Origin of the sequence: Parabacteroides sp. PFB2-10, from assembly GCF_029893085.1 — a bacterium.
Taxonomy (GTDB): domain Bacteria; phylum Bacteroidota; class Bacteroidia; order Bacteroidales; family Tannerellaceae; genus QVMG01.
This window is the reverse complement of record NZ_JARXWI010000009.1, coordinates 132,921-150,839: the sequence shown is the minus strand read 5'-3', so window position 1 is coordinate 150,839 and position 17,919 is coordinate 132,921. Positions and strand designations below refer to the sequence as shown.

15 protein-coding genes are annotated in these 17,919 nt (G+C 48.5%); 7 read left to right on the top strand and 8 right to left on the bottom strand.

The annotated features are described in order from the left end of the window. The first annotated feature begins 21 nt into the window (after positions 1–21). The 3 genes from M2137_RS10150 to M2137_RS10140 all read left to right on the top strand — a co-directional run bounded on the left by M2137_RS10150 (position 22) and on the right by M2137_RS10140 (position 2,513). Positions 22–777 carry a succinate dehydrogenase/fumarate reductase iron-sulfur subunit gene (locus M2137_RS10150; protein ID WP_280766323.1) on the top strand — a complete coding sequence of 252 codons (756 nt, stop codon included), beginning with the start codon at positions 22–24 and terminating at the stop codon, positions 775–777. 229 nt (positions 778–1,006) lie between these two features. After that, entirely contained in the window at positions 1,007–1,726 is a 720-nt protein-coding gene (locus M2137_RS10145) for a DUF5668 domain-containing protein (protein WP_280766322.1), read from the top strand. Positions 1,727–1,730: 4 nt separating this feature from the next. After that, positions 1,731–2,513 (top strand): LytTR family DNA-binding domain-containing protein, encoded by a 783-nt coding sequence (locus M2137_RS10140; protein ID WP_280766321.1) that lies wholly within the window; start codon positions 1,731–1,733, stop codon positions 2,511–2,513. Between the two features lie 319 nt (positions 2,514–2,832). Here M2137_RS10140 and uvrA read toward each other — a convergent pair whose 3' ends face one another. Next, positions 2,833–5,619, bottom strand: coding sequence for an excinuclease ABC subunit UvrA (gene uvrA, locus M2137_RS10135; RefSeq protein ID WP_280766320.1), 2,787 nt, complete (start codon positions 5,617–5,619; stop codon positions 2,833–2,835). 501 nt (positions 5,620–6,120) lie between these two features. On the opposite strand from uvrA, the gene M2137_RS10130 reads away from it, so the two are divergent. Beyond that, a complete protein-coding gene (locus M2137_RS10130) occupies positions 6,121–7,434 on the top strand; it encodes a Gfo/Idh/MocA family oxidoreductase (RefSeq protein ID WP_280766319.1) in 1,314 nt (437 codons plus the stop codon). A gap of 86 nt (positions 7,435–7,520) precedes the next feature. Here M2137_RS10130 and M2137_RS10125 read toward each other — a convergent pair whose 3' ends face one another. Together M2137_RS10125 and M2137_RS10120 are read right to left on the bottom strand one after the other, a co-directional pair. Further along, on the bottom strand, positions 7,521–8,042 hold the full coding sequence (locus M2137_RS10125) for an FKBP-type peptidyl-prolyl cis-trans isomerase (protein ID WP_280766318.1): 522 nt from the start codon (positions 8,040–8,042) through the stop codon (positions 7,521–7,523). A 2-nt stretch (positions 8,043–8,044) separates the two neighbouring features. Then, the gene (locus M2137_RS10120) at positions 8,045–9,589 is read right to left on the bottom strand and encodes a glycine--tRNA ligase (RefSeq protein WP_280766317.1); all 1,545 of its coding nucleotides are present in this window, start codon (positions 9,587–9,589) and stop codon (positions 8,045–8,047) included. Between the two features lie 363 nt (positions 9,590–9,952). Between M2137_RS10120 and typA the strand changes: the two genes are divergently transcribed. Continuing rightward, entirely contained in the window at positions 9,953–11,749 is a 1,797-nt protein-coding gene (gene typA, locus M2137_RS10115) for a translational GTPase TypA (RefSeq protein ID WP_280766316.1), read from the top strand. Here typA and M2137_RS10110 read toward each other — a convergent pair whose 3' ends face one another. After that, positions 11,750–12,223: a MaoC family dehydratase gene (locus M2137_RS10110; RefSeq protein ID WP_280766315.1), complete on the bottom strand. Its 474-nt coding sequence runs from the start codon at positions 12,221–12,223 to the stop codon at positions 11,750–11,752. Between the two features lie 351 nt (positions 12,224–12,574). Here M2137_RS10110 and pyrH point away from each other — a divergent pair, with 351 nt between their 5' ends. Beyond that, on the top strand, positions 12,575–13,285 hold the full coding sequence (gene pyrH, locus M2137_RS10105) for a UMP kinase (protein WP_280749642.1): 711 nt from the start codon (positions 12,575–12,577) through the stop codon (positions 13,283–13,285). Between the two features lie 80 nt (positions 13,286–13,365). Here the strand turns inward: pyrH and M2137_RS10100 are convergent, their stop codons facing one another. From M2137_RS10100 to M2137_RS10085, 4 genes are all read right to left on the bottom strand, one after another. Continuing rightward, positions 13,366–13,914 carry a DUF2148 domain-containing protein gene (locus tag M2137_RS10100; protein ID WP_280766314.1) on the bottom strand — a complete coding sequence of 183 codons (549 nt, stop codon included), beginning with the start codon at positions 13,912–13,914 and terminating at the stop codon, positions 13,366–13,368. A 4-nt stretch (positions 13,915–13,918) separates the two neighbouring features. Next, the gene (locus tag M2137_RS10095) at positions 13,919–16,006 is read right to left on the bottom strand and encodes a KamA family protein (protein ID WP_280766313.1); all 2,088 of its coding nucleotides are present in this window, start codon (positions 16,004–16,006) and stop codon (positions 13,919–13,921) included. Between the two features lie 317 nt (positions 16,007–16,323). Next, positions 16,324–16,725: a response regulator gene (locus M2137_RS10090; RefSeq protein ID WP_280766312.1), complete on the bottom strand. Its 402-nt coding sequence runs from the start codon at positions 16,723–16,725 to the stop codon at positions 16,324–16,326. 5 nt (positions 16,726–16,730) lie between these two features. Further along, entirely contained in the window at positions 16,731–17,093 is a 363-nt protein-coding gene (locus M2137_RS10085) for a hypothetical protein (protein ID WP_280766311.1), read from the bottom strand. A 288-nt stretch (positions 17,094–17,381) separates the two neighbouring features. Between M2137_RS10085 and M2137_RS10080 the strand changes: the two genes are divergently transcribed. Continuing rightward, on the top strand, positions 17,382–17,918 hold the full coding sequence (locus tag M2137_RS10080) for a nitroreductase family protein (RefSeq protein ID WP_280766310.1): 537 nt from the start codon (positions 17,382–17,384) through the stop codon (positions 17,916–17,918). The last annotated feature ends 1 nt before the right edge of the window (position 17,919 follow it).

Here is a 17,919-nt window from a genome sequence, read left to right as displayed (position 1 = left end):
GGGGCTTTAAATTCAACAACAATGGATAAAAATATAAATATCACAGTAAAGGTATGGCGTCAGAAGGGACCGCAAGCCAAAGGCGCTTTTGAATCATACCAGTTGAAAGAGATTTCTCAGGGAAGTTCTTTCCTTGAAATGCTTGATATATTGAACGAGCAGTTGGTGAACGAAGGGAAAGAGCCGGTGGTGTTCGATCACGACTGCCGCGAAGGTATCTGCGGAATGTGTTCGTTGTATATCGACGGGCATCCGCACGGACCGGATACAGAGATTACCACCTGCCAGCTTCACATGCGTAAGTTCGACGAAGGCGCAACCATCACCATCGAGCCTTGGCGTTCGGCCGGTTTCCCGGTGATCCGCGACCTGATGGTCGACCGCTATGCGTTCGACAAAATCATCCAAGCCGGGGGCTTTGTGTCGGTGAATACCGGTGGTATCCCCGATGCCAATGCCATTCCTATCCCTAAGAAGGATGCCGACCTGGCGATGGATGCGGCGGCTTGTATCGGTTGTGGCGCCTGCGTAGCTGCTTGTAAGAATGGCTCGGCTATGTTATTCGTTTCAGCCAAGGTAAGCCAGTTGGCGCTGCTTCCGCAAGGAAAGATTGAAGCGGCTCGCCGCGCGAAAGCCATGGTTTCCAAGATGGACGAACTGGGATTTGGTAACTGTACCAACACCCGCGCCTGCGAAGCCGAATGTCCCAAAGCTGTTTCTATCAGTAACATTGCTCGTCTGAACCGTGAGTTCATCAAGGCGAAGTTGAAAGACTGATATAAATATATCCTCAATTTTCAGGGAAGGCTGTCTCACGATGTGGGATGGCCTTTTTCTTTTTGGGCGCGGATTACACAGATTACACTGTTTTTATGTTTCTTTGTATGACGGATTTCACCGTAAGATAACGGCGATTCGTCGGGAATTTGACCCGAGAAAGCGTTTTTGCCTTGCGGAAGGCATACCCGACACCTATCTTTGTTTCAGCAATTAAAACGAAAAGAATATGAACGAATCGAATGAAGTGAGTTATAATTCACACCGCAAATGGAACCGGCTGATCACAGCGACTATATTTATTATTGTAGGTGTCCTGTTCCTGGGTAGGAATCTGGGTTGGGTCGACCCCGATGTTTTCCATTACATTGTTTCCTGGCAAATGTTGCTGATCGTGATAGGGGTGGTGCAATTGACCCGGCGCAACTTTGTCGGCGGATTGGTCTTGGTCAGCGTCGGTGGCTTCTTCCTTATTCCGTCCGAATATGGCATTGGCGACTATTGGCCGGTGATATTCATTATTATCGGTATCGGCATACTCCTGAAATTCACCCATCCCCACAGTCATCCGCGATGGCATCACCGCCGTTCCCTGAAATCAGCAGAAACAAACGATGGGTTTGTGGAGGCGGATGTGAGTTTCGGATCCTCCCGGCATATTGCACTGGATCCTGTTTTCCGGGGTGCCGACCTGGATATCTCTTTTGGCAATATAGCCTTAGACCTGCGCAAAACGCAGTTGGAGCAGGAAGAGACCTATATCGATATCGACTGTTCCTTCGGTGGTATTGAATTGTTTATCCCTTCGACCTGGAATGTATTGATACAGGTTGACAACAGTTTCGGCGGGGTAAACGACAAACGTCATTTTGTGCATGCGATAGACTACGACCACAAACTTATTATCCGCGGCGAGATTAGCTTTGGCGGACTGGAAATAAAGAGCTAACTGCATGCAAGACCACCCCTTCATAGCCTCGACCAATCGCAGGACGTTAGGTGTACTCTTCGTCGTTATCGCCGCACTGATTCATTGGTGGCTATTGACGACCTATGCCCAGGCGCAGCCATTGCCCGCGGCTATCGATACGCTGCTATCGATAGGACTACTGACCGCGGCCGGATATTACGCCTGGTATGCGTTGACTTACATACGGGTCTGGCAGGTGCAGTTCCTCTTGGCGCTCGTGGTTCAGTTTGTTTGCGTGGGGGTTAGCTTTGCCTTGTTGACCATTGCCGGATGGGAGAACTCCGTTTCTTTTGTGCAAGGCTTGCCTCTGCGGGGGCTTTTTGGGCTGATGGGCTGGGTTATCCTGTTACAATGGTACGACCGCATGCGCGAGGAGGAGGAAAAGATGGAAACCATTGTTCCTACACCTGATCCGCTGCCGAAGGCGGAACCGGTCGAGCTCCTTGAAAAGATCTCCGTTAAAGATGGCACACGCATCCATATCGTGCATATCGAAGAACTGATCTGCCTGCAGGCAAGCGGCGATTATGTGACGCTTTTCACACCGCAAGGGCAGTATATCAAAGAACAGACGATGAAGTATTTTGAGACGCACCTGCCTACTTCTTTCGTTCGTATCCATCGTTCGTCGATCGTGAACACCGAATTTATCCTTCGGGTCGAATTGTTCGGGAAAGAAAACTATCGGGTCAAACTGAAAGATGGCACCAGTTTGCGGGCAAGCAGCGCCGGTTATAAACTCCTAAAAGAGCGACTCGCTTTATAAGATTTCACCTTCGAAAAGTGTTAATTTTAGCAGAAATTTGCTGAATTCTATCTCTTTTTTGTTTGTCTAACACTTTTTGGCAATAAGCTGTGTGTGCCTTAACATCTATTATTGATAAAAGTCTTGACAGGAATGGAAAAGCCCCTATCTTTGTACTGTGGTTTTTTCATAATAGTATTAGATTTAAGGTTAACAAAGTTGGTTAGGGGTTGTCGTGAGACAGCCTTTAATTGTTTTATAGAAGTCTATTTAAGGTAAAAAGATAGCCGGTATCCTTCCAGTCGGAAAGGTACCGGCGTTGTTTTTTAAAGGATACCTCTTATAACTTCTCTTTCAGGAACCGTCCGGTATAGGATTCCGGACAGGCGGCAATGTCTTCCGGTGTGCCGGTGCAGACTAAGTGGCCTCCGGCTTTCCCTCCTTCGGAACCCAGATCGATCACGTAGTCGGCGCATTTGATCACATCCATATTGTGTTCGATGATGATCACCGTATGCCCTTTGTCGATCAAGGCATTGAATGCTTTCAGCAGGGTTTTGATATCGTGGAAGTGAAGCCCGGTGGTCGGCTCGTCGAAGACAAACAGCGTAGACTCCTGCTTCTCCTGCCCCAGGTAATAGGCCAATTTCACGCGTTGGTTCTCTCCGCCCGAGAGGGTCGACGAGGTCTGTCCCAGTTTGATATAGCCTAAGCCGACATCCTGCAAGGGTTTCAATCGGCGAACGATTTTCTTTTCCTGCGATCCTTTGGTCTTTTCGAAAAACTCGATGGCCTGATTAACCGTCATCTCCAACACATCGAAGATATTGACGCCCTGGTATTCCACCTCCAACACATCCGACTTAAAGCGTTTCCCATGACACACATCACATTCCAGGGTGATATCCGCCATAAACTGCATCTCAACCGTGATGCGCCCCTCGCCTTTACATTCTTCGCATCGCCCGCCCTCTTTGTTGAAAGAGAAGTGAGCCGCGCTGTAGCCCATCTGTTTGGCCAATGCCTGATCGGCAAACAGTTTACGGATCTCGTCGTAGGCGCCGATATAGGTCACCGGATTAGAACGGGAGCTCTTGCCGATGGAGTGCTGATCGACAAATTCAATGGCTTTGATCAGATGGAAATCGCCTTCAACACTACTGCATTCAGCATTCAACCGGGCAGCACCATCTAATTTCTGTTTCACCGCTTCGTAGAATATATCGCGGATAAGCGAACTCTTCCCCGAGCCACTCACCCCGGTTACGACAGTCATCACGTGCAGCGGGAAGCGTACATCAATCCCTTTCAGGTTGTTCTTTCGCGCTCCTTTTATTTCAATGTAGTTGTTCCACGGACGGCGCAGGTCGGGCACCTCGATCTTGTCTTCTCCCGTCAGGTAGCGGACGGTATGGCTTTGCGTGCTTGCCTCCAATTTATCGACCTCTCCCTGATAGACCACTTCGCCCCCCAGACGTCCGGCGTCCGGGCCAATGTCGATAATATAGTCGGCGGCGCGGATGATCTCCTCATCATGTTCGACCACCACCACGGTGTTCCCCAACGATTGCAACTGGCGCAATACATTGATCAACAAATCCGTGTCGCGTGAATGCAATCCGATGCTCGGTTCGTCCAGGATATAGAGCGACCCCACTAAGCTGCTTCCAAGCGAGGTGACTAAGTTGATCCGTTGGCTTTCGCCGCCCGAAAGGGTAGAGGAGAGGCGGTCGAGGCTCAGGTAGCTCAGCCCTACATCCAACAGGAATTGCAGGCGGCTGGTGATCTCTGTCAACAGGCGTTTGGCAATGGCTGCCTCTGTTTCGTCGAGTTCCAGTTGGTCGAAAAAGGCCTTTACCTCGCCGACCGGCAGCGAAACCAGTTGAGCCATATTTTTTCCTCCGACTTGTACATAAAGCGCCTCCGGTTTCAGGCGGCTCCCTTTGCATACCGGACAAACCGTCTTGCCCCGGTAGCGAGCCATCATCACCCGGTATTGTATCTTGTAGACATTCTCCTCTACGAATTTGAAAAAGTCATCGATCCCATGCAATCCGCGGGCGCCATGCCAGAGCAATGCTTTTTCCTCCTCCGTCAGGTCGTAATAGGGGCGATGTATCGGGAAGTTATAACGCTCGCTGGCGATAATAAATTCTTTTTGCCATTCGCTCATCACCTCCCCTTTCCAGCAAACCACCGCTCCCTGGAAAACCGACAGGCTTTTGTCGGGCACCACCAGGTCTTCATCGATGCCGATCACCTTTCCGTAGCCTTCGCATTTGGGGCAGGCGCCCACCGGGTTGTTGAAGCTGAACATCATCTCGGTCGGCTCTTCAAACACCATACCGTCGGCTTCAAACTTTTTGGAGTATTCGCGGGTGATGGTCTCTTCGGGCGTGTAGACGCGAATCAGACAGGTGCCGTGCCCTTCGAAAAAGGCAGTTTCCGCCGAATCGGCCAGGCGGCTTTTCAGTGTTTTATCGTCGGAAACAACCAGGCGGTCGATCACAATCTCTATGGCGGTCGATTTCAGTAGTTTTTTGTCTTCCAATACCTCGGCAATGCGATACACCTTATCATCGATCGAAAGGCGCGAATAGCCCTCCTTTTGAAGGATCTCTAACTGCTTCTTCATCGTACGTCCCTCCACCGGAACGACCGGGGTAAAGATGGCAAAACGCGTACCCTCCGGATAAGAAAGGATCTCGCGCACGATATCGTTCACCTGATGCTTCTTGACCACCTCACCCGAGATGGGCGAAATAGTTTTCCCGATACGGGCAAACAACAGGCGCAGGTATTCATAGATTTCCGTTGAAGTGCCTACGGTAGAACGTGGATTGCGGGTATTGGTTTTCTGCTCGATGGCAATAGCGGGGGGAATGCCTTTGATGTAATCGGCCTCCGGTTTGCTCATGCGTCCCAGAAACTGGCGGGCATACGAAGAGAGGCTTTCCACATAGCGGCGCTGCCCTTCGGCATACAGGGTATCGAAGGCAAGCGAGGATTTCCCACTGCCCGATAGTCCGGTTATAACCACCAGTTTGTCACGTGGTATCGCCACGTCGATATTTTTCAGATTGTTTACCCGCGCACCCTTTATATAGATGGAATGATTTTCAGACATACTCCCTTTCCGGTTTAAAAACCTGCAAAGTTAACCATTTTCTTTAGCTAAAACAAGGAACCCCTATCGCGTCTTATGCTATCGCCAAAACCAAAAACGCAAGTGTAAGCTGAGGAGGCCATTTTTGGCCAAAATCAAGGGCTTTTACTTACACTTCAAATGTTAACAAATACTAACTCCCGGGACTTTTTTCAAAAACCCCTGCCTTTTCGAAAAAAAACTCCCGCCATTTTGACAAAATGATATTTCGGACGTCCGAGTGAAAAAGAGACAATAATCTCTCTAAATGAGACATTTTTTGCCTAAATATTGAAGGATAAAAGGTATATTTGTAGATTGATTGGGAAAATCGATTGATTATACAGAAAGGCAAAACGACAAGATCTGAAACACATATTATTTTTTATCATCTAATTTTATTTACGTATGAAAACTAAATTTATTGCCTTAGCTCTTATCTTGCTTGGCTTTGTAGCATGCCAACAAGTCCCTGGGGCGCAAATGATTAAAACTCAAATTCCTTCTCGTCCGGCCGGACAGGAAGATGTTCTCAGACTGACAGCCGATCCTATCCCTGTTGTACGCGTAGCCTTTATCGGGCTGGGTATGCGCGGACCGGGCGCTGTAAATCGCATGGCACAGATCGACGGTGTAGAGATCGTTGCTTTGTGTGACCTCCGCCAGGAACAGGTGGAAAAAGCAAACAAAACCTTAGTGGAACGTTTCGGCAAGCCTGCCGCGAAAGAATTTTATGGAGATCCGGAGATCTGGCGTGAGGTAACGGCCTTGCCCGATGTCGATCTGATCTACATCGCCACCGACTGGAATAATCATGCCCGCATGGGTGTTCAGGCGATGAAAGACGGAAAGCACGTAGCTATCGAAGTACCGGCGGCTATGAGCATGGAAGAAATCTGGGAGCTCATCAACACCTCCGAGCAAACACGCAAACATTGTATGCAATTGGAGAACTGTGTGTATGACTTCTTTGAACTGACTTGTCTGAATATGGCGCAACAGGGCATCTTCGGCGAGGTGCTTCATGGCGAGGGAGCCTACATCCACGGATTACAGGCGTTCTGGGATTCTTACTGGGACAACTGGCGTATGGACTTCAACCGCCACCATCGCGGCGATGTATATCCGACCCACGGATTGCTTCCTGTTATGCTGGCGATGAATATCCACCGCGGCGATAAGATGAACTTCCTGACATCCGTTGATACGAAAGCTGTGGGAAACCCGGCCTATATCAAAGAAACAACAGGCGAAGAGGTGACCGATTTCCGCGCCGGCGATCACACGATGACCATGATCCGTACGGAGAAAGGCAAATCTATCCTGATCCAACACGACGTAACCTCTCCGCGTCCTTACAGTCGCGAGTTCCAATTATCGGGAACCAAAGGCTTTGCCAACAAATATCCGGTGCAGGGATTTGCCTTAGACGGCAAGGAGCTGTCGGCTCAGAGCGGCACACCCGACCTGGAAAACCTGAATGCACACAGCTTTGTGTCTGACTCGGTTCGCCGTGTGCTCATGGAGAAATACAAACATCCGATTGCTGTCGATATCGAAGAGAAGGCACGCCAGGTAGGTGGCCACGGAGGTATGGACTTCATCATGGACTATCGCTTGATCTACTGCCTGCAAAACGGACTGCCATTGGATATGGATGTGTATGACCTGGCTGAATCCTGCTGTTTGATACCGCTGACCGAAATCTCTTTGGATAACGGATCTATGCCGGTTGAGATCCCTGATTTCACACGGGGTGGCTGGAATAAACTGAACAAAGTGGAGTTCGCTAAATAAAAAGGGGATACCCTTTCACACAAAAAACTCCCGGATTGAGGTGACTCAATCCGGGAGTTTTTTTATGTCTATAAGCGTATCGCCTGTTAAGGCGTCAGAATGCTTTGAACTTCCAACTCAAACTTCAGGGTGGAATACCCGGGAATAGCATTATAGCCAGAGGCGTCGTAAGCTAACTGATAAGGTATCCAGATCTCCCAACGGTCGCCCTCTTTCATGTATTGCAAAGCGGTAGTAAAGCCAGCAACAAAGCCGGAGGCCAATGAAGTGTAGGGATCTTGCTCCGGATATTCATTCTTGTCGAAAATCAGCCACTTCGAATAATCGCTGGGATTGAGCATATACCCCGTATAATAGATCGCCACTTTGGAGTTGTAGTAGATCGGTTCCGTGCCCTCTCCCGTTTTCAATACCTTGTAATAGATAGAGCCTCTGTTGTTTAGCGACTTTAACTCCGTGTAATTCTTATCCGCCGAGATATCATAAAATGCCTGGCGATTCGCTTCTTTCCACTCTTTGCTCACTGTTTCCTCATCATCGTCGCTACACGACGTAGCGATCATCAAGGTGCAAAGCATCATACATGCAATAAACCAATTCTTTTTCATCTTCATTCCATTATTTGTTTCAACATATTTTTCATACTTACCTTTTCGGCAATAATCGCATTTAGCTGATCGATTGCGACGCGCTCCTGTTCCATCGTGTCGCGGAAGCGGATCGTTACGCAGTTGTCTTTCAACGTTTCATGGTCGACTGTGATGCAATACGGCGTACCGATCGCATCCTGGCGGCGATAGCGTTTGCCGATCGAGTCTTTCTCGTCGTATTGGCAACGGAAGTCGAAGCGCAACATATCGACAATCTCTTCCGCCTTTTCGGGCAGCCCGTCTTTCTTTACCAGCGGCAATACGGCCAGTTTGATCGGCGCTAATGCGGGTGGCAACTTCAGTACCACACGTGATTCGCCATTGGCCAATTCCTCCTCCTGGTAAGATCCCGCCAATACGCTGAGGAAACAACGGTCGACACCAATCGAGGTTTCCACCACATAGGGCGTATAGCTCTTATTCAGTTCCGGATCGAAATACTGCATCTTCTTACCGGAATATTTCTCGTGCTGGCTCAGGTCGAAATCGGTACGGCTGTGGATTCCCTCCACCTCCTTGAAGCCGAAAGGCATATTAAACTCGATATCCGTCGCGGCATTGGCGTAGTGAGCCAGTTTTTCATGATCGTGGTAGCGGTATTTCGCATCGCCGAATCCCATCGCCTTATGCCATTTCATGCGGAACTCTCTCCAGCTATTAAACCAATCCATCTCCTCGCCCGGACGCACAAAGAACTGCATCTCCATCTGTTCGAACTCACGCATACGGAAAATAAACTGACGAGCCACGATCTCATTGCGGAACGCCTTACCGATCTGCGCAATACCAAACGGGATCTTCATACGACCGGTCTTCTGCACGTTCAGAAAATTCACAAAAATACCCTGAGCCGTTTCCGGACGCAGGTAGATTTTGGTGGCTCCGTCGGCCGTTGCTCCCATCTCGGTGGAGAACATCAGGTTGAACTGACGCACCTCCGTCCAGTTGCGGGTGCCCGAGATCGGACAAGCTATTTCGTTATCGATAATGATCTGGCGCAGCTCTTCCAGGTTGGAATCGTTCAATGCTTTGGCAAAACGCTCGTGTAATGCGTCCCATTTTTGTTGGTATTCCAATACCCGGCCGTTTGTGGCGCGGAACTGAGCCTCGTCGAAAGCTTCGCCAAAACGCTTGGCAGCTTTCGCCACCTCTTTATTCATTTTGTCTTCGATCTTGGCTAATTGCTCCTCGATCAATACATCGGCACGATAGCGCTTTTTGGAATCTTTGTTGTCGATCAACGGATCATTGAACGCATCTACGTGACCCGAAGCCTTCCAAATGGTCGGATGCATAAAGATAGCCGAATCGATCCCCACCACATTTTCATGCAACAGCGTCATGCTGTCCCACCAATATTTCTTTATATTGTTTTTCAACTCTACACCGTATTGCCCATAGTCGTAAACAGCTCCCAGTCCATCATAGATCTCCGAGGAGGGAAAAACGAATCCATATTCTTTACAGTGTGAAATCAGCTTCTTAAATACATCTTCCTGTGCCATAGGTTTTTTAAAATTAGAATACAAAATTGTTATGCGACTGCAAAGTAACGAAAAAATATTCAGACTAAGACGTTATTGGCTATCCAGTAAATAATTAACAGAAACAGCCTGCCATAATTCTATTGTCGATGGGCTTCGACAGTACTGTCCATGCGCTTCGACAGTACTGTCCATGCCCATCGACAGTACTGTCGAGGCGCATGGACGATAGAATTGTCGGCAGATTTGGCGAAAATTGCAAAACGCTTTGTTTTGCAATAGGGGGCAAGCTTATATCGATTATCTGGACGAGGAAATAGGAAAGTATTGAGGCTAAAGTCGCAAATTAGTCGTACCTTTGCGCCCACAAAATTTTAGTCTTCAATGCAAAACATTCGAAACATTGCGATTATCGCACACGTAGACCACGGCAAAACGACGTTGGTAGACAAAATGTTATTAGCAGGCAAGCTTTTCCGTGAAGGACAGGCAGAACCCGACCAATTCCTTGACAGTAATGATCTTGAGCGAGAGCGTGGGATTACCATCCTGGCCAAGAATGTCTCCATCAATTATAAAGGATGTAAGATAAACATCATCGATACACCGGGACACGCCGATTTCGGCGGTGAGGTGGAACGCGTATTGAATATGGCCGACGGTTGCCTCTTATTGGTAGATGCCTTCGAAGGGCCGATGCCGCAGACCCGCTTCGTGCTTCAGAAAGCGCTCCAGATCGGTTTGAAACCGATCGTGGTGATCAATAAGGTCGACAAACCCAACTGCCGCCCTTCGGAGGTGCAGGAGATGGTGTTCGACCTGATGTTCAGCCTCGACGCTACCGAAGAACAATTGGATTTCCCGACCATTTACGGATCAGCCAAACAGGGATGGATGTCGGACGACTGGACGACTCCGCGCGAAGATATTCTTCCGCTATTGGATGCCATTATCGAACATATTCCGGGACCGGAGACTTTGGAGGGCACCTCGCAACTGTTGATCACCTCGTTGGACTATTCTAAATATGTGGGGCGTATCGCCGTAGGGCGCGTACACCGCGGGGAACTCCATGAAGGGCAGGATATCATGCTCTGCAAGCGCGACGGCACACAGGTGAAATCGAAAATCAAAGAGGTGAATGTGTTTGAAGGACTGGGGCGCACCAAGGTGGATTCCGTCTCTTCAGGCGATATATGCGCATTGATTGGTATCGAAGGGTTCGAGATTGGTGAAACCGTTTGTGACGTGAACGATCCGGATCCGCTGCCTACCATTGCCATCGACGAACCGACGATGTCGATGCTTTTCACGATCAACAACTCGCCTTTCTTCGGGAAGGATGGGAAATATGTTACTTCCCGCCATATATACGAACGCTTGCAGAAGGAACTGGATAAGAACCTCGCCCTGCGCGTGGAACCGACCGATTCGGCCGACGCCTGGTTGGTGTATGGACGTGGCGTACTGCATCTGTCGGTACTGGTAGAAACGATGCGTCGCGAAGGATATGAACTGCAGGTCGGACAACCTCAGGTGATCATCAAAGAGATCGACGGAGTGAAATGCGAACCGGTGGAACATCTCACCATCAACCTGCCCGAAGAGTCGTCGAGCCGTATCATCGACCTGGTGACCAAACGCAAAGGGGAGATGACCATGATGGAAAGCAAAAACGGACGGATGTACCTGGAATTTACGATTCCCTCACGCGGTATCATCGGCTTGAATAACTCACTACTCACCGCCTCGGCAGGCGAAGCGATTATCGCCCACCGCTTCCTCGAATATCAACCCTGGAAAGGAGATATCGAGCGCCGCATGAACGGCTCCATTATCGCAATGGAAACGGGAACGGCTTTTGCTTACGCGTTGAATAACCTGCAATCGCGCGGAAGATTCTTTATTCCTCCCGGCGAAGATGTGTATGCCGGCGAGGTGGTAGGTGAACATACCAAAGAGGGCGACCTGGTGGTGAATGTGACCAAATCGAAGAAACTGACCAATATGCGTGCTTCCGGCTCGGACGATAAAGTAGCGTTGGCTCCACCGATTGTCTTCAGTCTGGAGGATGCGCTGGAATATATCAAGGTGGATGAATACGTGGAGATTACGCCTAACTATATGCGTATGCGTAAGATCATCCTCGATGAGACCGAGCGCAAAAGGGCATCGCGGTAATTACTCCGCGTACCCCTCTTCAAAATTATAAAGGAAAACGACTATGGCATCAAAGGCACTCTTCTTACTGTCTTTGATTTCCATAGTCGCTTTCATTTCTACCTTAGCAACGCCACGCAGGTTGACGATCGATTGCAACTTCACACGCAGGCGTATTTCACTGCCAACAATGACCGGTTGATTGAATTTTAATTTCTCAATGCCGTAGTTAATCAATGATTTCACATTATTAACCTTCGCGATCTGTGCCCAGAGATAAGGCAAAACCGATAGCGTGAGGTAACCGTGAGCGATTGTATTCTGGAAAGGACTCTCCGCTTTTGCCTTCTCCACATCCACGTGGATCCACTGATGATCCAGGGTCGCATCGGCAAAAAGGTTGATTTGTTCCTGTGTAATGGTCAGATAATCAGAGACACCAATCTCTTGTCCTAAATAAGACTCAAACTCTTTGTAGCTGTTAATTTCAAGCATAGTTTCCAATTTAAACGTTAAACCCTTTTATTAATCAGCTGCAAAGATACCCCATTTTAATAAGACTCAAAGCGTTTTTTTGCACATAATTAACGGGAATGTGCAGTTGCTTCGTTTCTTAGTAGTTAAGTAGAAATTCTACTCTAACTACTCTGTTGCCTCTTCACAGGTGTTATGATCTATTTCTTTATCGCTACCTGGCATTTTGGATTTTAAACATATCAAATTGCCAATTGTCGCTCTGCGGGCAACCTCTTTACATTGTGTGTGGGAGGAGGGAATAAAATGATGGACTTTGAGAGTGGTTACGCAAATCTTTTTACCTTTGTAAAAAACAATAAAACAGAGTATATGGCTGCATACAAACGAGTTCTCCTGAAGTTGAGCGGTGAGTCGCTGATGGGCGGAAAGCAATATGGAATAGACGAAACACGGCTGGGCGAATATGCCGCGCAGATCAAAGAGATCACCGACCTGGGTGTTCAGGTGGGCATCGTGATCGGAGGGGGAAATATTTTTCGCGGATTGAGCGGTGCCTCCAAAGGGTTCGACCGGGTAAAAGGCGACCAGATGGGCATGTTGGCTACGGTGATCAATAGCCTGGCCTTGAGCTCCGCCCTGACGGCGATAGGCGTGAAGGCCGACGTATTGACAGCCATCCGCATGGAGCCGATCGGTGAGTTCTATAATAAATGGAAAGCGATCGACCTGTTGGAGCAGGGGCATGTGGTGATTATGTCGGGCGGAACGGGCAATCCTTTCTTTACGACCGATACCGGTTCGTCGCTCCGGGGCATCGAGATCGAAGCCGATGTGATGCTGAAGGGTACCCGGGTGGATGGTATCTATACCGCCGACCCCGAGAAAGATCCGACCGCTACGAAGTTCGATGAGATCACCTACGACGAAATCTACAACAGAGGGCTGAAGGTGATGGACCTGACAGCCACCACGATGTGCAAAGAAAACAACCTGCCGATTGTGGTGTTCGATATGGACACGATAGGCAATCTGGTACGTGTCATACGTGGAGAAAAGATCGGCACGCTGGTACACAACTGATCTACTGATCTTTTCTATCAACGAGTCCGCCCCGCTTACGTCTGTGTCCGAAGAGACCTTTAGGTGGGTATTTCAACTGGTTATCCCGGATTATTCACCGGCTCTTTGGGTTTGCGGTCGAAGAAAGGATTCTTGCTTCCGGCACTCATTGGGATAGCCATCACGCATTTACATGCTCCCAGCATCCCCAATTTCTGAGCGGCCCAGCCCGCGCTGAACATCACCCGTGTGTCGATACGCAAATCGGCTGCCATAGCACAGGCGGAACCGATGGCGATGCCCAAGTCGACGCTGTTGATGGCGCAAGGCACATATTCCGGCTTGGCTTCACAGGTGTTGTATCCGCAATGGGCACAATTCAATCCCTGTACCTGCTGCATCGTTCCGATGATCATGACTACATCGGCGCTTTCCAGGTTGTCGGCATCCCGCAAAAGGAATTTCATGCCGGTCTCTTCGGAGAGTTGGCGCATCTTGGTCGACAGGCGTTCGATGTCGCCATCGGTCACCAAAGCCATCTCTATAATATCAACTCCTTTCCCTTTCGGGGCGGTGCGCGCGGCGGTCATCATGCGGCGCGCTACGTCCATCACAAGGTCTTTCCGTAGGTTACGTTCGTTTAGTATCATTTGTCTATACTTGTAAATTGGTCATTGTTGTTGTCATCTCGAATGGATAGTCGGGATAATCGTAGATGCTGAACTGCGGTTCGGTCTTTCCCCTGCGGTAGTTCCAGATTGTGTGGTACTCTTCCGTGTCTTCGCCCATCTCTTTCAGTTGACGAAGGTAGGCGGCAATCGATTTGTTCTCCACAATATATACCCGGCCCATCGTATGGATAATCGGACTGTGGATGCGGCTTCCGTCGTGATCAAAGCGAAGGATGCGTTTGCCCTCCGCGGTGATGCCCACTGTCTCGAATGTCATACTCTTTCCTATTCCCGGCAAATTAAGCACATTTCTGTCTGTTCCCGCAAAAAGGAGGTGATTTTCTTTGAGGAAACGGGTGAGGTGTTTGCCCAACGGGCGTTTGGCGCGTATGATTTCATCCAGCTCTTGCCGCTTTTCTTTCGGGATAAGGCCGAATACCTTCTCTTCGTGCTCCTCCTGAAGTGATCGGCTGTTGGGGGCAAACATGGCGTAGTTCTCGCGGAAGCCTTTGACGGAGAAGGTATAATAACAAACCACTCCCAGGGCGTTGAGCGTCTGCCGTAGCTTGGCGGTGTGGCCACGTCGTGAGGCGGCTACCGTGAATACTAATTGATTGGTGATGGTCCATCCGGCACTTTGGATGGCTTCGATGGCTCGTTTTGCCTCCGGAGTGACCTCTAAAGGCGATTGGAAATGGGTCTGTATGTAACATTGCACGATGCCTGCCTGCGCCGCTTTCTCTTTGAACTCACGCAGTATTTCCACCAGTTCGTCGGTCACGCGCATGGGCAGGTAGGCCAAGAGGCGGCTGCCGAGACGTACGCGTTGGATCTCCGCATATTTGTCGGTGTCGGGGCGCGATTCGTTTGCCTTCCGTTTGCGGATAGCCATCTTACAAACGGCATCCAGTATCTTACGCAGTGTCGCGTTCTGGCTCATCAGGGCATCTCCACCGGTGATCAGGATATCGCGCAACTGGGAATCTTCTTCGAAATAGTTCATCAACCGGCGCAATTTCTTATCCCAGCTCTCTTTGGGTTTCAGGGCGTCGAAGTCGAAATTCAAACGTTCGCTCTGGAAGTCATACATACGCTGGCAGGAGGCGCAAAGCCCTCCGCAGGCGCGTCCCATGGAATCGGGAATCAGAATGGCCACCTCGGGGTAGCGGCGATGAATATTATGTCCGTCGGGCAAAAGCCATCCGGCAGCGTTAGGTTCGCCGCCCACCACGACATCCTCCTTCTCCCAGGCGTGGATATTTCCGTAGGTCTCTACCAGTTCTTCGGAATAAAGGATGTAGGAGCGTATTGTCTGGTCGTCGTAGCCCGCCTCCCCTGTGTTTAATAAGGAGAGGTAGTAAGGGGTGACAAAGAAGGGCATGCCTTTCTTTTTGGCCTGCATCAGTCGTTGCATGGTCTCGGGCGAGAGTGTATTGCCTAAGAAAAGATTGAGTTCGGTCGGGCTTTTTATGGCCATCGCCAGATGGAAACGGCTACTGTCCCACCAGGTTTCCACCTGCTGTTGTTTCTCTTCGTAAGAGATGCCTTCCGCAAACTGGTAGCGTGCCGTAGGCGAATAATGGCGTTCGATCCTCCGGATCAATAGGCGGATGATACGTTCTTTGTTCTCTTGCCGGATGGCCAATACCTCTTCTTCCAGGCCAGTCGGCCAACGATTCATCTGTCGCTTGACGCGGTTGCGATCCGGTTCGGGCTCTTTCTCCCGGTTTAATGCTGTGAACAGGTGGTATAAATCACTGAACAAGTCGGCCGATCCGTTCTCAGTGTATGACCGGTTCAGGAACTGCCATAGATAAGTCATGGTCTTTATCGGCAACTCTTCACCGGTCGACAGTTCATTGACCGATCGGTTGTCGTAATCAATCAGGAGGAGGATCTGCTCAATAACCTCTTGTCGCCTTCCGCCGACAGTGACATATTCCCGTAATGTCTTTTTGAACTGTTCTGCGTTTTCCGAACCTTGCGCGATAGAACATAACTCAGGAAGATGCAGCGAGTAATGCTTGTATAACTTTTCGATAGAGTGGGACGGATGATTTTTTCTTATCATAAAACGCTCTTGTTGATTAATGAAGACTTGCGTCTTTATTCTAATGAGTATGTGTCTATCGCCAGGGCGATAGATGGTTTCTTTCAACCTTACCAAACACAGTCCCCGATTCTCATTAGGTATTGTGTTTCTCTCTTGTAAATGCCAGGAGTGATTTACCTCTTGATTCGATTATGTAAACGAATTCTTACAAATATAGGGAAAAAATCAACAAAAGGAAAGTAAAAAAGGCTTAAAACACCACATAGAAAACTCTCCATCTTGTTGTTAGAGGAGGCTATGGTGTTTTAAGCCCTCGTATTATAAAAGGAAATTGTTTAGAATTGTAAGGCCGGACAGTATTTTGTGAGCGTTTCTTTCAATACCTTTAAATTGATCGGTTTTGTAATGAAATCGGTAGCTCCCGCCTGGCGCGCTTCTTCCATATCCGAGTCGAAAACGTAGGCCGACTGCATGATAATAGGAATATCCTGGTTTATTTTACGAAGCTCTTTCAATGCCTCGATTCCGGTCATTTCCGGCATTTTGATATCCAGCATGATCAAGTCAACTGTGTTTTCCTGAAATTTCTCCAACGCCTCTTTTCCGGTTTTTGCACGGATCAAATCACAATGTTTTTGCAAAATTGTTTTCAGCAATAGATAATTGCTTTCTTCATCTTCCGCAATCAGAAGAATTACTCTGTCTTGTGTAGGCGCATCCTGTGTTGCTGTACTCATATTACCTAATTTATAAATGTATAGTCTTTTTCTCTTTTCCCGTCCTTTTTGTTGACATTATCCCATGAAATATATGGAAACAGATCAGTCTTTTTGGAAAAACGCTCAAATATATTAAATAAATCGCCTTCTGGTATACCTTTTTCGGTATCTTCCGCAAAGAAATCGAAAAATTTATCTTTTTTGAGGATATATTCAGACAATCTACTTCTTTTTTCACTGTTTTTAATCCATTTCTTCAAATTTCGGACGCTAACCCGGCTAACGGACGCCGAATAAGGTAAAGCTGAAGAAGGAGTACAGTTCGGCTCTCTTCGCTGGCGGTTATTAGGAGTTAAATTCCTGCGGGATTTTCCGACGGACACCATCGTTTTTTTCCCTAATTGACGATTTAAATCCAAATATCATTTTGTCAAAATTGCGGGAGAAAATTTCCGAAATCCCGGGACTTTTTTCGCAAACTCCCGGGAGAAACATTTTTTAACGTATCATATTGTAAAGTAAAATGGCGTTTTTGCTATCAAAATGACAAATAGCGTTCACTTAGCCGAAGGCGCAAAGCAATTTGTCTTCCTCTCTTTTTGTTGGGGGGTTAGTAGAGTCCTTTTCGGCTAAATCATTACCTTTGCTTGATAAACGTAATAAAGATAAATCTGATGGAAAGTTTCGCCTCCCTGATAAAGCAAAGAAGAAGTATTCGACAGTTTACCGACGAATTATTGAAACCCGAAGAGGTGGAGAGCATATTGAAAGCCGCCCTGATGGCGCCGGCTTCCAAGCGTAAGAATCCCTGGCAGTTTATTGTGGTAGAAGATAAAGCGATGTTGCAACGCTTAGCCGGATGCAAAGAGCATGGCGCGGCTTTTCTGGAGGGGTGTGCGCTGGCGGTTGTTGTGTTGGGCAATGTGATGGAAAGCGATGTGTGGATAGAAGATACGGCGATTGCCTCCATTTATATGCAATTGCAGGCGGAAGAGTTGGGATTGGGCAGTTGCTGGTGCCAGATCCGCAGTCGGGTGACAGCGGAAGAGACCGATGCCAATGAGTATGTACGTGCTTTACTGAATATTCCTTATCAGCTCGATGTGTTGTCGATCATTGCCTTTGGCCATAAAGCCCAGGAGCGGAAACCTTTCGACGAAGAAAAACTGCAATGGGAAAAGATTCATATCGGAACCTATCCCGCCGAATAAG

Coding starts and splice junctions, on each gene's coding strand:
- M2137_RS10145 (WP_280766322.1), top strand. CDS start 1,007: ATGAACGAATCGAATGAAGTGAGTTATAATTCACACCGCAAATGGAAC.
- M2137_RS10090 (WP_280766312.1), bottom strand. CDS start 16,725: ATGAGTACAGCAACACAGGATGCGCCTACACAAGACAGAGTAATTCTT.
- M2137_RS10120 (WP_280766317.1), bottom strand. CDS start 9,589: ATGGCACAGGAAGATGTATTTAAGAAGCTGATTTCACACTGTAAAGAA.
- pyrH (WP_280749642.1), top strand. CDS start 12,575: ATGGCTGCATACAAACGAGTTCTCCTGAAGTTGAGCGGTGAGTCGCTG.
- M2137_RS10125 (WP_280766318.1), bottom strand. CDS start 8,042: ATGAAAAAGAATTGGTTTATTGCATGTATGATGCTTTGCACCTTGATG.
- M2137_RS10100 (WP_280766314.1), bottom strand. CDS start 13,914: ATGATACTAAACGAACGTAACCTACGGAAAGACCTTGTGATGGACGTA.
- M2137_RS10095 (WP_280766313.1), bottom strand. CDS start 16,006: ATGATAAGAAAAAATCATCCGTCCCACTCTATCGAAAAGTTATACAAG.
- M2137_RS10110 (WP_280766315.1), bottom strand. CDS start 12,223: ATGCTTGAAATTAACAGCTACAAAGAGTTTGAGTCTTATTTAGGACAA.
- M2137_RS10130 (WP_280766319.1), top strand. CDS start 6,121: ATGATTAAAACTCAAATTCCTTCTCGTCCGGCCGGACAGGAAGATGTT.
- typA (WP_280766316.1), top strand. CDS start 9,953: ATGCAAAACATTCGAAACATTGCGATTATCGCACACGTAGACCACGGC.
- uvrA (WP_280766320.1), bottom strand. CDS start 5,619: ATGTCTGAAAATCATTCCATCTATATAAAGGGTGCGCGGGTAAACAAT.
- M2137_RS10150 (WP_280766323.1), top strand. CDS start 22: ATGGATAAAAATATAAATATCACAGTAAAGGTATGGCGTCAGAAGGGA.
- M2137_RS10080 (WP_280766310.1), top strand. CDS start 17,382: ATGGAAAGTTTCGCCTCCCTGATAAAGCAAAGAAGAAGTATTCGACAG.
- M2137_RS10140 (WP_280766321.1), top strand. CDS start 1,731: ATGCAAGACCACCCCTTCATAGCCTCGACCAATCGCAGGACGTTAGGT.
- M2137_RS10085 (WP_280766311.1), bottom strand. CDS start 17,093: ATGGTGTCCGTCGGAAAATCCCGCAGGAATTTAACTCCTAATAACCGC.